Source organism: Mucilaginibacter aurantiaciroseus (genome assembly GCF_024055595.1).
In the GTDB taxonomy this organism is placed as follows: domain Bacteria; phylum Bacteroidota; class Bacteroidia; order Sphingobacteriales; family Sphingobacteriaceae; genus Mucilaginibacter; species Mucilaginibacter aurantiaciroseus.
On record NZ_JAMXOF010000002.1, the window covers coordinates 1,060,894 to 1,085,445 of the forward strand.

Annotated in this window: 14 protein-coding genes; 5 read left to right on the forward strand and 9 right to left on the reverse strand. The window is 40.5% G+C overall.

The annotated features are described in order from the left end of the window. Positions 1-237 precede the first annotated feature (237 nt). Positions 238-1,986, forward strand: coding sequence for a DUF2779 domain-containing protein (locus NAF17_RS13120; protein ID WP_252758444.1), 1,749 nt, complete (start codon positions 238-240; stop codon positions 1,984-1,986). Between the two features lie 119 nt (positions 1,987-2,105). Here NAF17_RS13120 and NAF17_RS18325 read toward each other — a convergent pair whose 3' ends face one another. Then, positions 2,106-2,333 carry a transposase gene (locus tag NAF17_RS18325; protein ID WP_370341139.1) on the reverse strand — a complete coding sequence of 76 codons (228 nt, stop codon included), beginning with the start codon at positions 2,331-2,333 and terminating at the stop codon, positions 2,106-2,108. A gap of 681 nt (positions 2,334-3,014) precedes the next feature. Here NAF17_RS18325 and NAF17_RS13125 point away from each other — a divergent pair. Continuing rightward, positions 3,015-5,468, forward strand: a complete 2,454-nt coding sequence (locus NAF17_RS13125; RefSeq protein WP_252758445.1) for a glycosyl hydrolase family 95 catalytic domain-containing protein — start codon at positions 3,015-3,017, stop codon at positions 5,466-5,468. A 199-nt stretch (positions 5,469-5,667) separates the two neighbouring features. On the opposite strand, the gene NAF17_RS13130 is transcribed toward NAF17_RS13125, so the two are convergent. The 8 genes from NAF17_RS13130 to NAF17_RS13165 all read right to left on the reverse strand — a co-directional run bounded on the left by NAF17_RS13130 (position 5,668) and on the right by NAF17_RS13165 (position 21,426). Then, positions 5,668-5,898, reverse strand: coding sequence for a hypothetical protein (locus NAF17_RS13130; RefSeq protein ID WP_252758446.1), 231 nt, complete (start codon positions 5,896-5,898; stop codon positions 5,668-5,670). 92 nt (positions 5,899-5,990) lie between these two features. Further along, the gene (locus tag NAF17_RS13135) at positions 5,991-6,167 is read right to left on the reverse strand and encodes a hypothetical protein (protein ID WP_252758447.1); all 177 of its coding nucleotides are present in this window, start codon (positions 6,165-6,167) and stop codon (positions 5,991-5,993) included. Between the two features lie 1,165 nt (positions 6,168-7,332). Continuing rightward, positions 7,333-10,065: a DUF8487 domain-containing protein gene (locus tag NAF17_RS13140; protein ID WP_252758448.1), complete on the reverse strand. Its 2,733-nt coding sequence runs from the start codon at positions 10,063-10,065 to the stop codon at positions 7,333-7,335. A 9-nt stretch (positions 10,066-10,074) separates the two neighbouring features. Continuing rightward, the gene (locus NAF17_RS13145; RefSeq protein ID WP_252758449.1) at positions 10,075-11,718 is read right to left on the reverse strand and encodes a glycoside hydrolase; all 1,644 of its coding nucleotides are present in this window, start codon (positions 11,716-11,718) and stop codon (positions 10,075-10,077) included. Positions 11,719-11,764: 46 nt separating this feature from the next. Next, positions 11,765-13,330, reverse strand: a complete 1,566-nt coding sequence (locus tag NAF17_RS13150) for a RagB/SusD family nutrient uptake outer membrane protein (RefSeq protein ID WP_252758450.1) — start codon at positions 13,328-13,330, stop codon at positions 11,765-11,767. Positions 13,331-13,348: 18 nt separating this feature from the next. Next, entirely contained in the window at positions 13,349-16,465 is a 3,117-nt protein-coding gene (locus tag NAF17_RS13155; RefSeq protein ID WP_252758451.1) for a SusC/RagA family TonB-linked outer membrane protein, read from the reverse strand. Between the two features lie 240 nt (positions 16,466-16,705). Next, entirely contained in the window at positions 16,706-20,068 is a 3,363-nt protein-coding gene (locus NAF17_RS13160) for a DUF5107 domain-containing protein (RefSeq protein ID WP_252758452.1), read from the reverse strand. 11 nt (positions 20,069-20,079) lie between these two features. Continuing rightward, on the reverse strand, positions 20,080-21,426 hold the full coding sequence (locus tag NAF17_RS13165) for a sugar porter family MFS transporter (protein WP_252758453.1): 1,347 nt from the start codon (positions 21,424-21,426) through the stop codon (positions 20,080-20,082). A 405-nt stretch (positions 21,427-21,831) separates the two neighbouring features. Between NAF17_RS13165 and NAF17_RS13170 the strand changes: the two genes are divergently transcribed. The 3 genes from NAF17_RS13170 (at position 21,832) to NAF17_RS13180 (ending at position 24,417) form a co-directional block, all read left to right on the forward strand. Further along, a complete protein-coding gene (locus tag NAF17_RS13170; RefSeq protein WP_252758454.1) occupies positions 21,832-22,734 on the forward strand; it encodes an AraC family transcriptional regulator in 903 nt (300 codons plus the stop codon). A 988-nt stretch (positions 22,735-23,722) separates the two neighbouring features. After that, on the forward strand, positions 23,723-23,965 hold the full coding sequence (locus NAF17_RS13175) for a HigA family addiction module antitoxin (protein WP_252758455.1): 243 nt from the start codon (positions 23,723-23,725) through the stop codon (positions 23,963-23,965). 206 nt (positions 23,966-24,171) lie between these two features. After that, positions 24,172-24,417, forward strand: coding sequence for a hypothetical protein (locus NAF17_RS13180; RefSeq protein ID WP_252758456.1), 246 nt, complete (start codon positions 24,172-24,174; stop codon positions 24,415-24,417). Positions 24,418-24,552 lie beyond the last annotated feature (135 nt).

The window sequence follows — 24,552 nt, forward strand, 5'->3', positions numbered from 1 at the left end:
ATTTTTCTTTAAATCGACTACGGGGGGGAGCAATCCCTCTTGTTTTGAAAATTGCCCGGCGGCGGGCTACGCCCGCCCGGAAGAACACCCCCTGTTTTCCCATTATTGATGATCTTTGGTCAAAACAGGGGGTGCTTTAAAGATGTTGAAAGGTGCTCAGACTACTTAAAGTACCGCATTTAATAAGGATTTTTAAATTTTGAACTTAATGTTAAATTTGGATATAAACCCAAATCAATGTCAGGTCAACGGTATTTAACAAAATCCAAATTAAAACTTGCATTAGAATGTCCGACTAAGCTTTTTTATAATTCAAAAAAAGAATATCCTGATAAAAAGATACAGGACACTTTTTTGGAAGCGTTGGCCAACGGTGGATTTCAGGTCGGTGAACTTGCGAAATGTTATTTTCCGGGCGGTATTAAAATTGACGAACTTGATTACGAAAAAGCACTGCTAAAAACCAATGAATTGTTACTTTTAGATCAAGTAACGATATATGAGGCTGCGTTCTGTTTTGAATCGTTTTTTATCAGGACAGACATCATTGTCAAAGACGGGAACAGCCTGAAATTATTTGCAGTCAAAGCTAAATCATATGATCCGACGAATTTAAAAGCTTCAATTTCAAATGCCAATGGAATTTCCCCAAAATGGCAACCCTACGTTTATGATGTTACCTTCCAAAAGTATGTGATCTCCCTTTCCAGGCCTGATTTAAGGGTTAAGGCATTTTTGATGTTGGCAGATAAAAGTAAAAAAGCATCGGTTGACGGTCTAAATCAGCATTTTCGTATTCAAAAGAATAAGGATAATAAAGTTTCTGTCAAGGTATCTGGGGATGTTTCACCCGCAGCCATTGGACAAGAAATCCTGTGTCGCGTCAATATAGATGAACTTGCAGAAATGTTGCTAAAAGATGACCCTTTGTATAACGATGATGCCAAATCTTTTAGAGAATGGATTCATTTTTTTGCAAAGAAATATAAGGCTGATGAACGCATACAGGGCAAAATAAGAGCGTATTGTAAGACCTGCGAGTTTCGGGCCACCCCGGAGCAAGAAGCGTTAGGTTTAAAAAATGGGTATAAGGAATGCTGGAAAAGCGTGAATGGCTTTACCGAGGAAGACTTTTTAATACCTTCTATTCTTAATCTTTGGGACTTTAAGAAAAAAAATGAGTACCTGGATAATAAAGTATTTTTTCAATCCCAATTAAGTAGAATTGATTTGGAAGGTCAGAAACCCAAAGTTAATATTGAACCAGGCCTAAGCCGGGTTGACCGCCAGGAATTACAGGTGCAGAAATCAAAAGACAATAACTTATCTCACTATTTCGATCATGAGGGGTTTAAGCAGGTTTCTTCAAGCCTTACCTATCCGCTACATTTCATAGATTTTGAAACCTCTGCTGTGGCTATCCCTTTTAACGCGAACCGCAGACCTTATGAACAGATCGCTTTTCAATTTTCACACCATGTGCTTCATCAAGACGGCACTGTTGAACATACAGGGCAGTGGCTAAATACGGAGGAGGGCAGCTTTCCCAATTTTGAATTTATCAGGAAACTTAAAGCGGATCTTGATGGAGATAGTGGCAATATTTTTCGGTATGCTGCTCATGAAAATTCTATACTTAATGCCATTCACCGCCAGCTAAGAGAATTTTCCGAAAGGGATGCCAGCAAATTATGTTCATGGATCGAAACTATTAGCAAATCCACAGGGGACAGCACCGTAAAATGGGAAGGCAGCCGTAACATGATAGATTTATTGGATTGTGTTAAGAAATTTTATAATTCTCCACTAACCAAAGGATCAAATTCTATTAAAGATATTTTACCAGCTATATTAAATACCAGCTCATTTCTCCAGGAAAAGTATAGCCGTCCCATTTATAAGGCCAAAGATCAGAGTTTAAATTTCAGTGAAAAGGTAAGCGTGGGGAACAGATATAGACAAAAGCGACGTGGATCTTTTAGTTGAAGTAGATGAAACTAACCCGATATTACGGTGAAAACTACTGTTAAGTCTTTATGTCTCGTCCTGGTTTTGCTTATCGTTTTTGAGTGGTAATACTGGAATCAGTTAACACCAATATTTCATTAGTCCTGATTTCTCTTTAAATGGGTATATCCTTTCCAGTTATCGGTCCTGATATTGGCATCTGTGTCGATGTGGTTAAGAAAAAACACTTGTAATTCAGCGCCATGGGCAGAGGGTATCACCTTTGTATAGCACCGGTGTATGCAGAAACCGTCGGCTTGGATAGCCATGACTACCCGTTGCTTCGTTTCATTGCCACGACTTGTTTTGCCCTTCCCTGGGCACACACATAAAACTCATCCACTTCTATATCTCCCTTCAATGGATTATTACCTCCGCTTTTCATCGCTTCGATTACTTTTTGTCTAAATGACCAACATGTTTTCTGCCTTCATCCCAATTTTCGGGATAGTTCATAACTTGACATACCTTTTTTGTTCGTTAACACTGTAAAGACAATGTAAAATGCCTTGCACAATGGGAACTTCACTTTATAAAATAAAGTCCTGGCTGTAGCCGACTCTGCATATTTGCCATTAACACATTGGCGGGAGCCCACCACTTAATTTCATAGAAATGTATATGGCCACACTGATAACCATTTTCCCATTTAAATTCCAAAAGGTATTTCCTGCAAGCATCATCTGTTGCAAATCTTTCAGAAAATTCTATAATGTTTAGTCTTTTAAACATTGTTATTAATATTTCAACCTCTTCGGCTAAAATATACTAATATTTTTAGTATGTATAAATGCCTTATTATAAAGTGTTAATTAGTTTTTCTGTTTAATCATTTAATTTTATGTGGAAATTTGAACTCCCGTGACTTAAGAGATGTAACAACTTCGTGGACTTTTAAATAACACTGAAGCATCTATGTTTTTATCATTACTTTAGAATTTTCATGTCCTTATTTTAATAGTCATGGCATTTAAATGTATCATTTAATAAAGCTCCAATCGTATAAAATGAACTTCAAAAATTTATATCAAGTAAAAACAAAACGCTTGTCATGTGTTTTAGTCCCAGTTTTGATATTTATGAGCACAGCAACTTTAAATGCTCAAACTAATACTTTATTTAAAATACCTTTGCGTGGTATTACAAGTTCACTGCCGGCTACTATTTGGGAAAATTCTTTAATCACTGGAAACGGCACCATGGGCGCTCTCGTAATGGGGCAACCCTACAAAGAGACAATAATTTTAAGTCACGCTAAGTTATACATACCCTTAAATAAGCCTAAGCAACTTATCAATCAAGCAAGCCGCCTAACAGAAATTCAGACTTTATTACTAGATGGTAGGTATAAGGAAGCTGCGAAAATACCAGCCCAACAACGAGATATTGAAGGTTTTAATATTGGTATAGATCCATTTATTCCAGCTTTTGATATCCGGATTGAACATCCAATTTTGCCTATAAAAAATTATTTACGAACTGTGAATTATGAAACAGGCGAGGCGAATGTAAATTGGAAAGATAGTTCGGGTACTTATAAAAGAACTATTTTCGTGTCCAGGCCAGACAGTGTAATTGTGCTATCCATTAAAGGGAACGGCAAAATCAATTGTTCTATTCGGTTCGCTCAGCGGCCAATTGAAGCCAAGCAGGCGCAATTTGTAAGTCAGGGAATTGCAAATATGCAAATCAACGCAAGTGGCCAATGGCTTACCTATCGAAGTGAATTTAAAAATAAATATACTGGAGGGTTAGAAGGTTACGAAGGTGTTGGGAAAATTACATTAAAGGGAGGAAAGGTAAAAGTGGAGCAAGGAAAGCTTGTTATCTCTCAAGCCGACGAGGTTTTACTCTTAATAAAAATTAATCCATCCTATAATTATAAAACTTCACAAATCCCATTATTAAAAGCTGAGTTATCGGCAAAATCAACAAATTACGATGAATTGCTGACTCGTCACGCGCAAATCCACGGTGAACTATTTAATAGATCCAAGCTTGATTTAGGCGGTGCCGATTCTGATAAAGTGTTAAGTAGTGAGGCTTTACTTTCGAACGCAAAAAAGCAAGTTTCATTTGCACTTATTGAAAAAGTATATGATGCCGGTAGGTATAACATTATCAGTGCGATGGGAACGAATCCACCAAACTTACAAGGAATTTGGAGCGGCACTTGGACAGCGCCATGGTCGGCAGGCTTCACTCATGACGGAAATATACAAACTGCCATCGCCAGTGTTTTAAGCAGTAATATGCCCGAACTAATGTCGGCTTATTACAATTATCATGAACGGAATTTAGCTACCTACCGCGATAATGCTCGCCTACTTTTCGGAACCAGAGGAATTCACGTGCCGGCGAGCACAAGTAACACAGGTATGGATACCGATTTCGGTGAAACATGGTGCCTTTCATTATGGACAGGCGGCGCTGGTTGGACAGCAAATAGTTTTTATGATTATTATTTGTACACGGGCGATCAAAAGTTTTTAACTGAACATGCTTATCCATTTATGAAAGAGTCTGCTCAATTTTATGAAGATTTTTTAAAGCCGGGCAAGGATGGTAAACTCGTATTTAATCCATCTTATTCTCCGGAAAATAATCCCTCAAACGGAACATCGCAGGCAACAATTAATGCCACGATGGACGTAATGATAGCCAGACAATTATTACGAAATTGCATTGCGGCTGCCGTAATTTTAAAGATAGATGAAGGGGAGATTGAGATATGGAAGAAAATGCTTTTAAAACTTCCTGAATACAAAGTAGCACCAGACGGAACCTTGCGTGAATGGCTGTGGCCAGATTTAGAGGAGAACCATAAGCACCGCCATTCATCTCAGTTATATGCCCTGTTTGATGAAAAGGATCCATTAATTACCAATTATCCCCGTTTGGTAAAAGCCGTAAATCGTACAATTGATGAAAAAATGAAATTCCGAATTGAAGAGGATGGGGGTGAAATGTCTTTCGGCTTGGTTCAGTTAGGTTTGGCTGCTGCTCATATTGGCGAAGGAGAAAAGGCAAATCAAATTGTAAAATGGTTGTCAGGCAAATATTGGTCTACCGGAATGGGTTCCTACCATAATGTGGGGAATCTATTTAACACAGATATTAGCGGTGGGTTGCCAGCAGTCATTATCCAAATGTTGGCTTACTCAGAACAGGGTTTAGTTTCATTGATACCCGCATTACCAAAAGAATGGAGCAAAGGAACAATTGAAGGTTTATTGCTTCGTGGCCATATTCTGGTTAAAAGTCTAAGCTGGAATGGTAAGCATGTTGAAGTTGTATTAAAATCCGCTGTAGCACAAAATGTCGATCTAAAATTTCCAAGAAGCATTGAAAGCATTTCAGTTGAAAAGATCAAAAAAATGAAATATCCCGTTCATCCAGAAAGATATATGATATCGCTACCCGCTGACGAAGAGGTAAAAGTGGTGGTAGATTTGGAATAAACTAAAGACGGACCTTTGCTAAGCCTTCGTAAACTTCTGCGGTAAAGAAACCTAAATGTTTTCTCTTTCCTTTACAACCGATTTTCGATAACCCGAGCGCTTTATTTTCCATGTTCTTTTTAAAAAATCCGTTTAAAGGGGCTTTGATTAGAAAAGCCCGTTAAATAACCGATTTTTGATAACGAGTAGTTGGAGCTTTTTAAACAGGAGATTGTTTTACTAATACGTAATTTCCGGAGGTATTCACCAAATGATAAGTCATCGAAATACTTGTAAATTCTTTGGATACATAGGCTGGATTGATGTTTAAATCACTATAGATTGCAGTTAAGCTTAATGATAAATTGGTGTTTATTTGATCTTGGATAATCACTTTAAGCTCTTTACTCCAGTCCGGAATTTTTACTATATCGGGTTTTGCTTCATACATGAGTTAAAAAAATGCAGTAAAAGATACACTGTTGGATTCTGTGTATGTTTTACATCCTGAAGATGTTTTGCCCAGCTGTAAAGGGCAAACTATTAAACCTTATTCGGATTACCTAATGGATTTTCAGCTTGTTTTAATAAAGCTGCTTCACTTGCTGAGGGTTCGTGAGTTGCCGTTCGGTCCGGCACCGGCGTATTCATTCCATCATTTGAAGGTTTTGGAACTAGTTTTTTATTATTTTTTTTCGGATTTTTTTTATCTTTACTCATTTTAGGGATACTTATGGTGAGTTAATTGCGCTTATAATTTCTGTTTTTCAGTGTATTAAATTATTTAAGGGCTATCGGGGAATGATAAACTAAAATGTCGTGCCTGTGCCTGATTTTTTTTACGCCTATATCTCCATTATGATGTGCCTTAACTGAATATCCAAATGTCTAAGCTGGACGATACTTTCTTCTTTCCGAGAAACAAACTCTTCAACTACTTAAGGCTCCTGCTGGAGGTAATAACGGGTGCGGCATCTTTAATTTTGATTATTTTCAAAAGTTTAATCTATATTAAATCTATTATTCTTCAAAAACCATGCTAAGAAAAAACGCTCTAATTAATTACCGTAACAATCACTGGCTAAAAACCATTAATCACAAGTAAGGTTTTTTTGTCGAAATATTTTAATGAAAAGCTTATCATATAATGTTTGCTTCTAAATCCTTCTTTTTAATAATTAATCTGATCTTAATTATTAAAAAGAAGGATTTAGAAGCAAACTATGTAGAAATCCAGTTTGGCGTTGTGTACTTGTTGAGAATTATTTTAAAAATTTCCTTTCGCGACGAAACCGGATTGTTTTCGTCCATTTCAATCGTTTTCGAACGCTCGGACAGTTCCAAATCCTTAACAGAAAATTTGAATCAATTGGAATAATCATGCCTGTGCAAATGGTATAGCAAGGTATCGTCGTCTACACTTAAAGCCATTTGAATAAAAACCTTAAAATATTTTAGAGATTGCGGCGACGATGAGACCTGACAAAATCATTATTTCCCATACGATCGATGAAAAAGGTAAACTTATAAAAGTCAGTCGAATATTTAAAACTTAAAATTAAAAAGTGGTTTCGTCCGATAGAAGTGATCACCTATAAAACTTGGGAACCAATCTATTTGGACCTCTAAAAGAGAGCTATTTGCCATTATTAAAACAAACAAAAGATACCTAAAGCTCACAAAGGGGCTTCGTTTTAAAAGGCTCCCATCAACTGACAGGTAGACTGCAGATCAAACATATGCCGCAAGAGAGAAAGCAGCGGTATCCTGCGAAGAGATACAGCTAAGCCCGGCCCGAAGAACATGCCATAAGATACTTATAGGTGGCGCTACACTTGACATAGCAATTAGGCTATGTTATATTTACTATGAGCGGACTTTTAACCTAATTTCTTAGAATTTTCATAAACGTAGCCAATTCTTTTATCGATATGGTCTGAATCGGTAAGAATTTGCTAGAAGCCGCGTAGGAGATCAAACTTTTTTTCAGTTGTCTTGCTGCAGGTCTTTTAATAAGATCGCTGTGCAAATCCATTGTGCAAAAAATCAGTTTACCTTTACCCACCTGAAATTCGATTAAATTTCCCAGATTTCTGTTTTTAAAAAAATTATCAATTACGCGTACGATGGGGGCTGGTTTATGGTCTAATTGATCAAATGATACTGATCGCGATCGGGTAATCAAGTCCCACCATTGCCAGTCAGTATAAAAGTTGGTCGGAAAATCTGCCAGGGCAGGATGATGATTATCGATCAACAGGCCCATACTTCCCGGCTGATCCGGAAAATGTACCGGACTCCAAAACACTGGGGCAAAACGTCCGTCAATACCGTTAATAGATGCAGTGTCGGGATTTAAAATAACAGATGCACCTGAGTTTAAAAGCTTAACTGCAGTATCTAAGGAAGTTGTGAAATGTACGTTCGCCGGTAATTGATTATCCTGATCCGGATAAACCCAGATTTTCCAGCTGTTTACATATTTTGATTTTGCCAGCTGCAGAGTTACCTGAAGTTGTTGGGAGCGGTTGATCCCATGAAGCGGCACAGATATTTTACCCAGTACCTCTGAATTACCGATAGGGATAGGTTTAGAACCAAAGCTACCTTTAAAAAGCACTTTCCGGTTGTCGTTACTTATTGTCCAAATTAGTTCACCGTTCAGCGCCTCGTCTGTATAATTTGCGAATTCGCCTTCCGCTAAAAATATTTCATTGTTGGTATAGGCCGCTTTGTCGAAACGCAATAGGGGCACAGCGGGGCCACAGAACTGTCGGAATGCAGCAGGACTGATGATACCTTTACTATCCCAAAAAGCATTAAGAATACCAACAAGCGCAGTGCCCTGACCAGGGAAATCATGCAAGTCAAGAAGTTGGAACCCACCGACACCCTTTGTTTTGAGTGCCCGCTCGATTTCTTCTTTATACAAATTAGCAGAAAGGCTACCACTTGCTTTCAGGTAAGATGCAGCGAGCTTCAGCATGCCTTTTTTTTGCAGATCATAATGAACGGCAGAAAAATTCGCAGGGACTAATACTCCAGTGTATTTGGAAATCTCTGTAAGATCGGGAAACACGGAGTATTGCCCCACCTCGTGAATGATCAAGGGTACGGATGTGCCCTTGACGGCATGGCTATAGTCGGTTTTAAAATCAGGGGTGTTGGTATTAAATATCCCTTGGCCTCTTACCCATCCCTTATCCGTATATTGTGTAATAAAAAAATCGTCGGCTGGCTCCGGTGATTTACCGTGTCCTTTTTGAAAACTAAAAGTGGTGGTGGTATACAGGTGCCGGCTATCTTCTTTTTTTAATTTTCGCACGAGCCTTTCTAGCCATAAAAAATCACCTTCCAGTTCATTACCCATGCTCCAGAAACAAAAAGAAGGATGGTTACCATAATTTTTAATCATGAGTTCTGCTTCTTCTTCCAGGTATTGAACGGTTGGCTTGTCCTTACCGACGTTCAGGCTCCAGAGCGGTAATTCTACATGCAGATAAAAGCCCAGGGAGTCAGCCACCCTGAAAGCAGCTTCCGGGGGGCACCAGGAATGAAATCGCAGGTGGTTCAGGCCGTATAGTTTAGCTGCGGAGAATACTTTGATCCAGCCCGGTGCGTCCATCGGCGGATGCCCTTCCAGTGGGAAAATGTTACACTCCAGCGTACCGCGCAGGAATAGCGGCCTGCCGTTGATACGCAATTCGCTACCCTTGGAGCCAATTTTTCTAAACCCGAACCGTTCTGTCTGTGAACTCAAAACTTTTCCTTTACGATCTGTAACTTCTACCTCTAATTTGTAAACATTCGGACTAAATTCATCCCATAGCTTAGCGTGGGGAAAGTTGATTGTAAGGTGCTGAACGGAATCTTTTGTAATGGGTTGCGGCGCGCCCTTTAAAACAGTGTGATTTGCGAGGATAACTCTGCTTTGCAGATACAGGCTATAATTGGTTTCCGGATGCAGTTTCACGGAAGCGCTGATTTGTTTGGTATCCGGATTACCCGTAACCATCACCGATTGTATAGCCACAGGGCCATTATCTACTAATTCCATACGCCCGATCACCCCGTTCCAAATGATTTGAGTGCCATCTGTATAAGCATGGGCGAAGTCATTAAAACTAATATCATGAAGTTTCCTGTTATCAATCCTTAACGTAATGATATGCTTACCTGGCGCAAGCTTTCCTATTGAAAAAGTATGCGGAGCGATCAAACTTTCCTGGCTACCGGCCGGCCGGCCATCAATCCAGCATTCTGCTTTCCAGATGACGCGTTCCAAGCTGATAGCTGCATTGGTCATTCCTTTATTTATATGGATTATTTTCTGATACCAGGCGGCGCCTGTATAGCGATAGCGCCGGGCTAAATGCAGCATGATCTCTTTTGACAATAACGATGTATCCGTTTTCACAGGCATACCTAAACCGGCATCATCAAGGGTTCCGGGAAGTATAATCTGCCCATCTAAATTCTTTAAAAACCATTTATCAGCCAGGCCTTTGTCTGAGGAGTCGAGCTTTACGCTCCAGGTTCCGGCCAGCGAAACGGGTCGATGCTGTGCTTTTGCTGATAACGAAGCAATGGAAATCAGAAAAACATATATGTACTTCATTTTTGTCGATTATAGATAGGTTCCGGTAAGAGTGGTAACAGAGCGGGTTTCAAGTACAATATCCGTAGAGGTGCTAACCATTTTCTTTAGATTTTTCGAAGCGCTGGTTACATAGGATGTAATTTCCGGTTTGCCGAGTTTTAACCCGGGGTCTAATTTATAAGTTTTTTGACTGCCGGCCATGTTGATGATGACGATTACAAATTGTTTGGTAGCGGGGTCTTTGTAGGCAGAGATCATTTGGGTTCCGGCAGAAGTGACAGGATCATTTATGTCACTTAGATTAGCGCCCACCCGGACCATACCCGGCCTGATGAACCGGGAAAAGTTCCCGAAAGACCAGAGTTGTTTGGAGTCGCTGACAATTCCGTCGTTTTTCATCGCATTAAGGTCATAGCCTCCTGATGGATCATTGATATAGACCAGGCCATCACTGTAATTATAAGGGTCGACAGCCAGCCACCATTGCCAGGAGGTCACATTGGCAACCGTAAGATCGTGATGAATCACTTTGGCCACGTATAGCCCATAATCAATGCTGACGTTCTTTGGAAAACCGTTTAACTGTCCGCATATATCGCCAAGAATACCGAATTCAGATTGCCATAATTGCAGGGAAGGATCTACCGCATTTTTTTTGTTTAGGGCGTTCATCCGGTAATTAATAATATCCGTATTAGGACAGGTCGTAAAATAACTATGTGCAGAGATGAGATGTTCCATGGAAGGAACATCGCCGATATAATTCGCTGAACTTTTGTTAAAAAACTGGTTAATCTGGTCACCTCTACCGTCGCTGTTATTGGCATCCAGGGAATTCCATTGATTTGCTTCCCCTAGGGCGATAGTTGTGGAAAGGCCGGCTGATTTGATTTTTGGACCTAATATCCGGATAAAATCGGCAATTTCCGAATTGGTTGCTCCTGTGCCTTCCTGGCTAGGGTTTTCCCCCCAATTCCATTGCGGTTCATTAAAAGGACTGAGGTAGTTAAAAGTTGTTCCGGTGGCTGAAAAATGTTGCAATACATTTACCAGGAAATCTGCAAAGTTGGCTTTTTGATCACCTTTTAAATTTAAATGGCTGTTAGGAAGCCCCGATGCCTTATTATTAAGTGTGAACTGAACAGGCGGCGATATGGGGAAAGCCAAGAACTTATTAACCCCTCTTGCCTTGGCCGCTGTAAGAAACCATTGCTGCCCGGCTTGTTTGCTCCAGTCATAGCTTCCATCAGCTTTTAAAAAACTTTCTTCCCGCCGGTATTCATCAGGGATCCCGCTGGCGGTGCCTTGCTCAAAACTTCCCGCTCCAATGTTGAAACGCCACATAGAAAGGCCAATACCTTTCGGGTTTCCTTCACTGTCATTCTCGAGGCTAAAAAGATAATCCGCCACTTGGTTTTTCTTAGATGCATCGGACCATTTGCCAATGAACTTAGTTGACCAGGCATCTGATGCGCCAAAGCTGTGAATGGTTTGCTTTTCCTCTGAGAAATTAACTACAATCTTCGGATCAACTTGCGGGCAGGTATTAACCCCGCTTACGATACATCCTTTATCAGGCGTGGTTTCTGTTTTAACTTTACTGCAGCAAAATGCTGTAGCTACGACAACCAAACCCAAAAAGAATAGGGGATATTTTGTGTATTTTTTCATAGATAGGAAAAAAATGCCACCTGCTCAACGCAGGCGGCTGGTGATATTAGTAACCAGTATTCTGTGTAATTTTACCTTGCGAGGCTATGATTTCTTTAGATGGTATCGGCCAGAGATTATGCTGACCTGCCTTAAAGCTTGCCCCTTTATTCTGCGGTTCGTTCAGGTTCGTCGTTTCATAAGGGTCACGACTTTGCGTGGTATTATACCGTACAAAACTTCCGTTCGGTCCGAATATACTGTTAATTACCGGTTGTCCGCCCTGATCTTTCCATCTCCGGATATCATATAAGCGGTCACCTTCCAGCGCCATTTCCAAGCGGCGCTCCGTACGTACCGCATTAATCAGGTTCCAGCCGGTCAGTGTCATGTCGGTAGTCAGGTTCACCCGGTTTCTAACCACGCGTAACGATTGTAATGCCGGTTGGCTTTGCTGCAGCATGGCCGCTGCTTCTGCATTCATCAGGTAAACATCGGCAAGCCTCAGGTAGATATGATCCTTCGAAAAACGTCCGTTTGGTGTCCTTTCAGTTCTTGGAATGTATACCTTTCGGTTAAAGCGGGCTGATTTTTCTTGGGCAGGATTAGCATTAAACGAGGTCACGGCCGGGTCACCCACCACCGGGAAACGATGACGCATAATTGTCCAATTGAGCCTTACGCTATCGCCTTGTGCCTTAAAGGCATTCTCCAGATCGCTTGTCGGAGTAAAATATCCCCAGCCACCTTCAGAACCAGCCATAGAGGTTGTCGGAAATATATTACCTAGATTGGGATACTGGGCAGAGTATTGAAATTGTGTTTCGAATAAAGACTCTCTTCCGTTGTAATTAGCGGTTTGCCAGATATTACCAAATTGAGGTTCTAACGTATATTCACCGGAATTGAGGATCTGTCCGCTTTGATCAAGTGCCCCTGACCAATCTTCCGTGTACAGATCTACTTTTGCCAGCAAAGCCTGGGCTGCGCCTTTGGAGATACGATACTTATCCGTAATGCTGTACTGTGATTTACCGGGAAGCAACCGAATGGCATTAGCCAGCTCTGTTTTAAGAAAATTATAAACTTCAGCGGCGCTGGTCCTTGTGTAATCATTTTGCTTGGGTGAAAGCGTTTTGGTAATTAATGGCACCGCTCCCCAGTTTTTTACCAGTTCAAAGTATTGAAAAGCCCTTAAAAACCGGAGTTCAGCGGTAAGTTTTTGTACCACTGCCGCATCCACTTTCGAGTTTTGCAACCCTTCGATGGTAGCGTTGAACAGGTAAATGCTTTTATACAGCATAATCCAATGCGCTTCTATGCGGTCATTCTCTGCGTTTAACGTATAATGTGCAGCTTGTACCGCGGTGCCTTGTCCGCCGTTGATGCCTATCCAAGCGTTATCCGAAGCCGCTTCGCCGCCAACCTGCTTAAACCATTGTGTTTGCCACCAGTCATCGTAATCAATGTATTTATAGCAGGTAGTCGTTGCGCCTGTCGCTTCTTCCACACTGTTATAAAAAGTACTTGCCTGGATTGCGTTACCATAAGGTTCTTGCTGTAAGAAATCTTTCTTACAATTTGTCATACCGGTTATAACCAGTACCAGAAAAAAATATTTTACGTATTTCATTTTCGTTGATGCTAAAGATTAAAAATTGGCATTAAAGCCGACGTTAAAGAATTTAGGGATAGGATTTTGGCCGCTATCAATGCCATATCTTAAAATACCGGCAAATGGAACTTCTGGATTAAGACCGTCATATTTGGTAATGGTAAAAAGGTTCTGTGCAGAAGCATAAACCCTGATGTTCGCCTTGCCACTAAAAGTTTTGGAAGGGATCGTATAACCTACCTGGATCAGCTTATTTCTTACATAGGTGCCGTCTTTTATAAAGAAACTTGAATTTTTTGAAAAATTACCATTTGGATCGGATAGGCTGAGGATCGGATAGGAATTAGTACTGCCCGGCCCGGTCCAAAATTGATTTTCCTTTCCACTGATAAAGTTGTAGCCGTATACCGGATTCATTCTAACCAGGTAATCATCTGCGATCTTGTTACCAAAGGAGCCGTAAAACTCGGTCCTGATATCGAAGCCGTGGTAAGATGCCTGCAAGGTCAGTCCGGATGATATTTTGGGGTATGGATTACCAATGTTCGTCCTGTCATTAAGATCGATCGTATTGTCGCCATTAACATTTGCGTATTTAAAATCGCCGGGCCTTGCATTAGGCTGCAGTACTGTACCGTTTGTACTTTGATACCCCTGTACTTCCTGCGCTGTCTGGAAAACCCCTAAAACTTTATAACCATAATAGCCGCCAAGGATATCTCCCGCTTCGGTTTTTGTTCTTCGGGTTGACTGGAACACATCGTTGGAAATTTCATCATATAGAACCTGGCCACGCAGGTCAACAGCTTTGGATATAAAATGTTGCATGGTAAGGCCGATGCCGTAAGATACTTTTCCTACCCGATCTTTATAATTCAAGCCAATTTCCCATCCGCTTGTTCGAATGCTACCGACATTGGTGTAAACGGTAGGGATAAATCCCTGAGGATAACCCAAAGAGGGCTGCACAGGAAGATACAAGAGCATGTCTTTGGGCGAACGCCAGTATTTGTCTGCCGTTAACGAAAGCTTGTTGTTAAAGAAATCAGCATCTAACCCGATGGTTACATCCTGCGTAGTTTCCCATTTAATGTTGGGGTCCGGTACGTTAGATGGTACATAGCCATAGATCCTGCTCCGATCACCATTGATATAGTCTGACAATCCTAACGTGCTTTGGTAAGCACCCGGTGCACCGGGAAGGTTGCCACCCACACGGCCATATGAGCCTCTTAATTTTAGGTAATCCAACCACTTGAGGCCTTTCATAAATTGTTCATTAGAAATCACGTAAGCACCGGAAATAGTTGGGAAATAGCCCCACCGGTTCTGAGGTGAGAGCAGGGAGGAGCCGTCTGCACGGAAAGAGGCGGCGATGAAATAAGTATTATTAAAATCGTAAGATACCCTTGAAAAGTAAGAAGTCATCTTACCGAAAGGACCAGCTCCCGGCTGATGTGTGCCGCTGGCGTCAGCGATGGTTGCACCCGAGCCAACATACCGGTAGGGTTCGGCATCGTAGGGAATATTCTGCCTGAAAACAAAACTGTTGTTGTAAGTGTAATTATCTGCTGATTGCCCGGCCAGGATATTGTAATGATGTTTACCAGTGCTGCCAATATAGTTGATTGTATTATCAATTTGCCAGCGGTAATCGGTTACAGAGGCTTGTGATACACCGGAAACGTCGTTACGATCCTGGGGGTCTATAAAGAATTTTGGTGCGTAGTTGGTTGTATTTTGCGAATTATAAAAGCCGGATAGGCTACTCCTTAAAGTCAGGCCACTGATGGGCTTAATTTCGATATAACTGGACCCCTGGGTTCCAAAAAGCTTGGTCACGTTGAAATTGCGGGCCATCGCTGCAACCGGATTATTGATGTTATTAAAATTTGAGCGTGTAAACTGGCTATACTCCGGATTATATGCAGTGAAGCTCCAACTTGGGTTTGAGGCAGCATAAGCATTCACATCGGTTTGCGTTTGTGCCGCACTTTTGATTACTTCGATATTTGGCGCGATGGACATCACATTGAACAGGCTTGTTCCACCTCCATTTCCATAATCCTCCATACGTGGAGCGAGGCTGACGCCAATCTTCACCGCTTTTGATATTTGATAATCAACATTAAACCTGGTAGTAATCTTTCGGTAATCCCCGGTATTTCGCTGTGCACGAAAATTGGTTGTCTGATTGAAGTAACCGGCACTACCGTAAAAAGTGAGCCCGTTTTTTGATCCCGACGCGCTTATATTATAATTCTGTGTGTAAGCATTTCTAGTAGACGCTTTCCACCAGTCAGTATTGGTACCAGTTACGGCCCCGTTAGCAGGTAAGGTCTGATTATTATTAGCATAGATTTGACGATAATGGTTCACAAACTCATCTGTTCCGGCAAGATTAGGATTAACCCATTGGCTCATCCCGGTAGTTCCATTAAAATTGATTTGTGTTTTTTCTTTGCCACGTTTTGTCGTGATCAGTAGGACTCCGGACCCTCCTCTTGATCCATATATGGCTGTTGAAGCTGCGTCTTTGAGTACGTCGACTTTCTCAATATCTGAAGGGTTAATATCATTCAGGCTACCGAAAGAGGTAATCACCCCGTCTACAACAATCAGCGGATCACTGGAACCGGTAATAGTTGCAAACCCCCTGATCAATAGTTTGGGCTGCGTTCCAGGATTGCCTCCTCCCTGAAATACCTGCAAACCCGGTACCTTTCCCTGTAACGCATCAGCTACGTTACTGGTTGTTGTGGGAGCAATATCTTTGATACCAACTGACGATACGGCAGTGGTGACACTCCGTCTCGAAATTGACTGATAACCGATAACCACCGTTTCATCAAGCATATTTCCTGCGGACAATAATTGTATATTGTATTGGTCACGGTCGGTAATACTTAATTCGCGTGTTTTATATCCCAGATAGGATATGATAAGTATGTTACCGGCAGCCGCATTAATACGGAAATTACCGGAGGTATCTGATACCGTCCCCGTTGTGGTGCCTTTTAAGCTAATGCTTACCCCGATAAGCGCTTGATTGGCATTATCCGTTGTTCGCCCTCTGATCAGCCTGTTTTGAGAAAACGCTAGGCTACAGCAAAGCGTCAACAACATCAGTGTTAATGTAGATCTTCTTTTCATAATTTGGTTTTTAGGATTATTGGTTTAACAAATCTAAGCGCATTATGGAATTACGGAATAGACTATCTTTTGTAAAACATGGATTATATCCTGATAAGCACGCATTAGAAAAACATTTTCAAATTCCATAATTTTCACCCCTTTTTTACCTGAAGTGCGATACACTTTTATTAATATTTTAAAATTGCTGGGCAAAAAAAGAACGGAATGTTCCGTTCTTTTTTTGCCATTTGAAAATCCTTATTGATCTTCTTTGACCGGTTCCGTATGGAAGATCAGGTGGAGGAGTTGTTCATCACCGAGCAGATCAAGATGATTACGCGCTCCGGCATGAGATGCTTCATTATCCAGAACTTCCCTAAAATAAAAGGACGCTTCCGTTTTATTATTTAGGCCGAAATGGCCAAGGCCCATTAGATAAAGACAGTGTATTTTATTTTTAAGGTTAAGGTCGCCGTCAAAGACCATTAGATCAGGGAGCGACACTGCGAAATAGTCAATCTTGATCACATCATTTAGGTGATGGTGCCCATAGCTTATCAATTTTTCAAATATTGTATACGCCTCTTGTTTTTTTTCAAATTTCAGGAATGATAACCCCTGATAAAAAATCTTCTCCGGAGGAGAATCATTATAAAATATCGCCTGCCGCGGTTCCATGTCACCGTTTAAACCTTTCCGGAACGCGGCAAATGCGCGATTTTCACTCCCATTGGCTTGTAGTGACAGTCCAAGCCAGTAATGAGCTTCGTTCTCCCGAATCCCGGGTAGTTTTCCTTCGCCAAGATTTTCGGGATAATGGAAACATTTCTGCAGCAAATAAATGGCGGATAAGAAACGTTCGGCTTTCAATTCTATTTTTGCCAGTGCAGTAAGACTGCTTACATACAGGCCTGATACTTTTCCTTCGCCTCCTTCCCAAGGATGGAAGATTCTGTCAGATAACATATCATATGCCACTTTTGGCTTACCTGATAGATGATATAAGGATGCCATTTCCAGGTAAATATCGTCTCTTTGAATGGCCGTTTGCCGATTAGTTTCTAAAAAAACAAGTCTTTCTTCAGGCTTCCTATTCAACCGTTTGTATAGTTGATCAAGTTCCATAAGTACACGAGCATCGGCCATATTCAAATCAAAAGCCTTTTCGTAATGATAAAGCGCATTATCAGGATCTCCGACTTTATTAAACAAGGCGATACCCAGGTTTCGGTTAACCGTTGCAAAGTCGGGATTAAGCACATAGGCGCATTTCCAATTTTTGATAGCTAAATGGTATTGACGTTTATCATAGTAAAGATTTCCCAAAAGATATAACGCTTTCCCGTCTGCCGGATTGGCGATTGCCGCCCACTGCAAAATCATAATATCCTGTAAGCGGTTAGGGAAGCACCATCCGGGGTCAGCAGCAGCTGCTACCATAAGATAATTGCCCGACACATTTTTATATCCTGCCATATCGTACGCATAAGCCAGGTAATAATTAATCAGTGGCGAATTGTATTCACTTTGTTCTGCCAGTAAAAGCAGCTCTGCGGCATCGTCATAAAATCCGACCTCCAGATAGCTTATAGCACACTCTATAAGATTATGTGCAGTTCCTCTGCTTCTCTTTACTAAAATTTGTATCGTTAACGCTGCTTGTGCCTCGTCCTGCAAAGCAGAAAAACACAAATATTGTTCATAAAGCGCAGCATAATTAAATTGATCACGGCCAAGTGCAGTAGTTACAGCCATAAACGCCTCCTTAAATTTACCTGCACGTCGCAACGCTTGTGATTTAATGATATAATTTTTGCCGTTTCGGGCATTCCTGTCGATCGCCCATTCAATATGGACAAGTGCTTTTTCGTAATTATTTTGACGCAAGTCGATTAGTGCAACATAATAATAGGCTGCATCCTGCCATGCTGAGTTCCATGTCGCTTTAAAAAAAGCATCATAGGCTTCTGATATTTTCCCCTGATACCATAAAGATAGCCCTAGGTTAAAATAAGCTTCACCATCACAAGGATTTGGGTTTCGTTCCGTCAACGTATTGATCGCTGTGCGGAAATAGCCAGTGGAATCTTCAAAACGTCCGCGACGCAGGTACCATCCGCCAAGTGCGTTATTGTTCCGTATATCGGCAGGGTCTATCTCGAGAGCCTTTTGATAATAAGGAACCGGATCAAATGTCGCATGACGGTATTGCTCGAGGTGCTGACCGGTTAAAAAAAGTTTTTCCGGACTATTCAAATCTTCCACATCAAGGGCAGGTAAAGCAGCTCTGGGAATCTCCTTTACAGGCTGTTTTACGCGATAATTCAGTATTTCGATGCCGTCGGCAGTAGTCACGTATACTGCCAGGTCTTCTTCCTCAAATTGTTTTAAGATTATTCTGGTATGTTCAAATATTTTTGCTGCATCAAGGTTTGTTACTACATCAAACAACTTCGAGAGGTTATTATATACAACTACTGTTATATTTTTAAACATGGTGGTCGCATATAGTTTGACGGTAATAGAATTACCTTCGGTCACCATGTTTAGAAGCAGGTCTTTACTTGCATTTTTGACAAGTCCCAACTCTGTGTAAGGCATAAAATACTGAGTAAAAGATTTTTCCTCAAAAGGCATCAGCCAGGTAAAGTCAGGTTGGTTGTCTGTAAACATTCCTGTCATAAGTTCGATATATGGGCCGTCCTCATCTGTCAGGTTCCTGTTCCAAGCAACACCAAAGTCGCCATTTCCCCAGGTCCATTGTTTTTTACCGGGTGAAATATGATGATTAGCCACATGTAACATACCGGCATTTGTGTCGTGCTCGTAGCCGCCAACGAAATCGTAAGCCGAATTAACAGCCATGTAGGAAGTGGGAACAGGGATGTTTTTATACATGGAGATATCCGTACCCGGACTGTAATCTACTTTGTAGTACGTGCCTGTAGCTATAGGAAATGAAGATACATCTCGTTTTCCGTGATCGAATACCGCATTGACATCTGGTGGAAATACCGATTGATATTGGTCATTAACCTTCACCGCTGGATTAGCCCACCACAAAAATGTTTGCGGTAAAGCGGTAGGATTGGTTAATTTTGCTTTAATTTCCAAATATGCGAAGTCCGGGTGCAAAGTAAAACCGGCCATTCCCTTGGTATGAAACATACGCTCAACTTCGTTTACCCAAATAGTTATGCTTCCATCCTTGTTCTGCTCAATCTCATAATCAACCGGATCAAATGTGCTTGGCCTATGATGTTGCGGCCAGTTGAACTCGATACCACCGGATATCCAGGGCCCGCAAAGACCAACCAAAGCCGGTTTAATCACTTGATTGTAATAAATAAAATGACGATTGCGGATCTTGTCAAAAGCCATCTGAACACGACCGCCTAATTCCGGAAAGATCATAATTTTCAGATACGCGTTTTCCAGGAACAGTCCGGTGTACTCCCTATCCACTTTGGTGTCAAATATTTTTTCTATGATGGGGTTAGGATAAACGACACCGCTACTTCCCTGATAAACCCTTTTTTCAAAAAACATGGGGTTCTTATCAGGTGTGCCTACCTCATAGGTTGGTATAGTAACTTTTTCAATCCAGGCCTTTACTTGCATGATTTATGGTATTAATGTGCTGAAAAATTTGATTCGAGTTCCTCTAAACTCTGACCTTTTGTCTCTTTCACTTTGAATTTAATGAATAGGAAGCCAAGTAAGCAGATACCGGAGTATAAATAAAACGGTCCGTAAGTACCAAGAGATTGGGCCAGTATAGGGAATGTAAATACTAAAATAAAATAAGCTGCCCACAAACATAAAATAGCAAACGATGAAGCTTTGCCCCGGATATGATTTGGAAATATTTCGGAGATAATAACCCAGGTTACCGGGGCAAGGGATGTAGCATAAACAGCAATGGGCAGCAGTACAAATAATGAAATCCAAACTATGCCAGCATTATTGCGCAGTAAAATAGCCAGGATCAGGTAACTCACGCATAATGCCATTGATCCATACATGATTAGAGGTTTTCTTCCCAGCTTATCAATCTGCCACATGGCTATCAAAGTAAATAAGGTATTTACAACGCCAATAATTACCGTTTCCAATAATTGATGATCCAGGCTGGCACCTACAGAACTAAAAATTACTGATGTGTAATTAAAAACGACATTTATTCCACAGAGTTGCTGGAAAACAGCTAGTGTAACGCCGATCAACAAGGCGGGACGAACTGCCTTACTAAATAAACCGGAAGATTTGTCCACTTTAAAGCTGCGCTCCCTGGCTTGGATTTCGTTTACCAATTGCTCGGCGGTAGCTTCAGAGCTTATTTTTTTAAAAGTTTTTAATGCTTTTTCGATCCGGCCTTTGCCCACCTGCCATCTAGGGCTTTCGGGCAAAAACAGCATGCCCAGCAGAAAGCATAACGATGGTACAACCCCAAACCCGAACATCCATCGCCAGGCGTCTTCACCCCAGCCTGCGAGTGAATAGTTAACCAGATTAGTAATTAAAATGCCCAATACGACAGTTAATTGATTGATTGCTACATTTCTGCCGCGAACGGCGGCAGGCGATATTTCTGAAATATAAAGCGGGCTTAACATGGAGGACATTCCTACACCAATACCAGCGGCGAATCGAAATAAAATAAATATGTTTAATGTTCCGGATAACGCCATCGCCACTGATGATAAGGCAAATATTAATGCAGCCACGATTAAGGCCGGCCGCCTACCATAATTATCGGCAAGTTTTCCGGCAATCAAACTGCCGGCCATACAACCTAGTGCAAGTGATCCGGTCAGAAATCCTTCAGCCAAAGCTGATAGATGAAACTGAACTTTTAAAAATGGCAACGCGCCGGATATTACTGCAAAATCAAATCCGAATAGATATCCGCCCAATGCAGATATGAATGAGATTACAAGAATGTAAGAGTGATTGTATTCTTCTTTTATAGTCTGCATCTTATAACTAATAGGTCAAATAATAATGAATTGGACATATGATAACATCTGTCTGTTGAACGATTATTTTGCATTAATCGCGTTATCTTTACGATTGCTCTAAAATCGAAAAACATCGTTAATTGTCTGCATATGCATCACCGAAAAATTTATCAGAAGTATCCGCAATCTTAAAAGGTAAGCATAAAAACAAATATCGCTGTAACAACGTACATAAACCGGTAGTTAGTCATAAGGGTGTATTGGTCTTATAATGGTGATGTAATATTCGAAATATTACAGTCCTTTTGAAATGGAGAAAATTAGGTTTTATATGGATTATTTTACTATTTTCACTTTTTAATTGATTCACCCTGACTGATAGATCTCCGGTAAACGCACCCTATTTTAAATTAGCTGATAAAAATGAATTTTAAAAAAGATGGTTTTGACGGCCAAAAGGCAATCGTTATTCCCCGTAGTGTATTAAATCGGTTTTGCGCTGCTGGTACGATGATTAATGGCACTTATCTTACAGATATTGGCTACTATCCCAAAGCCAGGCTACATAAACGCACTCGTTCTCAGGGTGCAGAACAGAATATTTTAATCTACTGCATTGACGGACAGGGTGAAGTAACTGTCGACGGAATAAAATATAATATTTTATCCGGCGATTTTTTCACCATACCTTTGGGTAAAACCCATACTTACCGGGCAAGCGAAGATAATCCATGGACGATATACTGGTGCCATTTTAAGGGAGAGCAATCAGATGCACTGTTAAAAATGTTATATACTAAAACGGATGGATACAAATCAAATGTGAGTTTTTTCCCGGATAGAATAGAAATATTCAACCGTCTTTACCGTTCCTTGGAACAGGGATATAGCTTGGAGAATCTTACTTATATTAACCTATTATTGCTGCAATATTTAAGCTCCTTTATTTTTAGCGACAGAATGGCTACCGGTGTATCTGATAATAATGGTGAGGTTTTAGAAAAGTCCATTATCTATATGCAAAAAAATTTAGGAAAGGGTCTTTCCCTTGCTGAACTAGCCTCATCTGTAAACTTGTCAATCAGCCATTATTCAGCAGTTTTCAAAAAGAAAACCGGCTTTTCGCCGATTGAATATTTCAATCATCTAAAAATTCAGAAAGCTTGTCAATATTTGCAATTCACACAGATGAGAGTTCGGGAAATTGCTTTCATGATTGGTATCGACGATCCGTTTTATTTCTCCAGGCTATTTACTAAAACCATGGGGTTTGGTCCCCGTGAATATAGGGAGACCAGATATTCAACCAGCAAGATACCAAAATGATACTGCTATAGACCATTTTTAATTAGAGTAGCTTGCAGAAATATATATTTAAGTTATTAAGGCACAGTATTGATTATTAAATTTTAATTTTCATCTATTAAACAGGCACCATTTTCTAATTTGGCAACATAGCATTTAGGAACGTAATAAGTTTGGGCATGATAAGCTTCCGATAAACGCCACATTTAATAAAATCTTTAATTTTCGCGCTTCTTACATAATTGATAACGACAGTCTTTTCCAAAACAATGCCATACCACATCTCGAATACAAAGGGCTTAAGCAGCAATTGATTATTAATGGGAAAACTTTTTTTAATGTTTTGAGGCGAACTTTATAACTTTAGCACCTCCGCTGCCTCGTATATAACCCTGCTTTAAGATAAAATGATGAAAAGACATGCAAATACGGTGTTTGCACTTGTTCATTGGGAATTGTTAGAACCAACGGAAGACAAATTCCACTTTAAATTAATCGACAGAATGATCTTAGGTGCCCGAAGAAAATGCCTTCATCTTGTAATTTTATGGTTTGGGAGCTAGAAAAAACGGCTATTCAAGTTACGTTCCAAAATGGGTAAAAAACAACACTGAGAAATATCCGTGAGTTAAAGACGAAAATGGGAACTTTAAATTATTCTTTAACAATTAGATTTATTTCCCCCATTGCGTAATTCGTAAAGTGGTGAAAAAAAGTTAAGTTATGGCGCTGATATTCAACCTTAAATAAATTTGAATCCCTCCCTCACCGCTAAGACCAATATCAAATTGTTTAAAAAGACTCTAAATTTACGATTTATAGCTTTTTTATTTCTGCTACGATCACAAATCATTCACATAAGCCCCAAATAATAACCTATCCCGTTAAAAGGTAAACTTAAAGGTTTTTGATTTTTAAACATTTCGGGTAACTGTCGTATCATTTTTAGGTTTAAAGACGGCCATGCCTATGATTTAGATTATTTAAAATCGCGTTAATAATTATGACAATGGAAAGAGCTAGCCAGACAAATTTCCATCCGGGTATAATTTTAAAGGACGACGTAATTAAGGCGAACGGGTTAAGCATTGGTGAGGACACCGATCTGTTGGCTGTATCCAGGTTAACCTTGTCTAAAATAGCGAATGGCAAAGGAGCGATAACATCCAATATCACTTTACGTATTGAAACCGTTTTTGGCGGTAATGCTGATTTTTGGTTTAGGATGCAAAGGGACTATGACCTGATATAAGAAAAGATAAAATTTTTAATCAACCCACCTAAATTGACCCACTTTGAATTGGCATAAGTAAGTAAAGCCTATAAAGCGGGGGCGTTGCCATATGTCCATACCCTTACAGAGTTCGCTTTGCTCCCGTCTTAAAAGACAAATTATGCTAATTTTCTTTCAGGCTACTAACGCATAACGTTAGATTTATGTATTGACTTTAAATATAAATGAAAGACCAACATAAAGACATATGGTTATTATCCGATCAGGTAATAGCCGACCTCGCCAAGCCGATAGCCGAGCAAGACAAAGCACGTGCGTTCTATCACGGTGAGCCAATTTCTTCCAGGAACGAATTATGTGTAACCGATAATCTTATCATCCACGAATATGAGAGCGGCAAAATGGAACTTGTTTTGGTCAGCGTTGTAAACGGTGAAAGAACATTAATAAAGACCCTCGTTAACCGGTAAGAAAAAAAGGCGTATTTAGCCAGTTTGTCCGTTTATACGCTACCCTTAACCAGCTACTTCACCCGCTTGAAGCGCCACCGGCAACCGTGTTTCGTAATGCCGCACCCCATTCTAAAGATGGAGCAACACCAACCC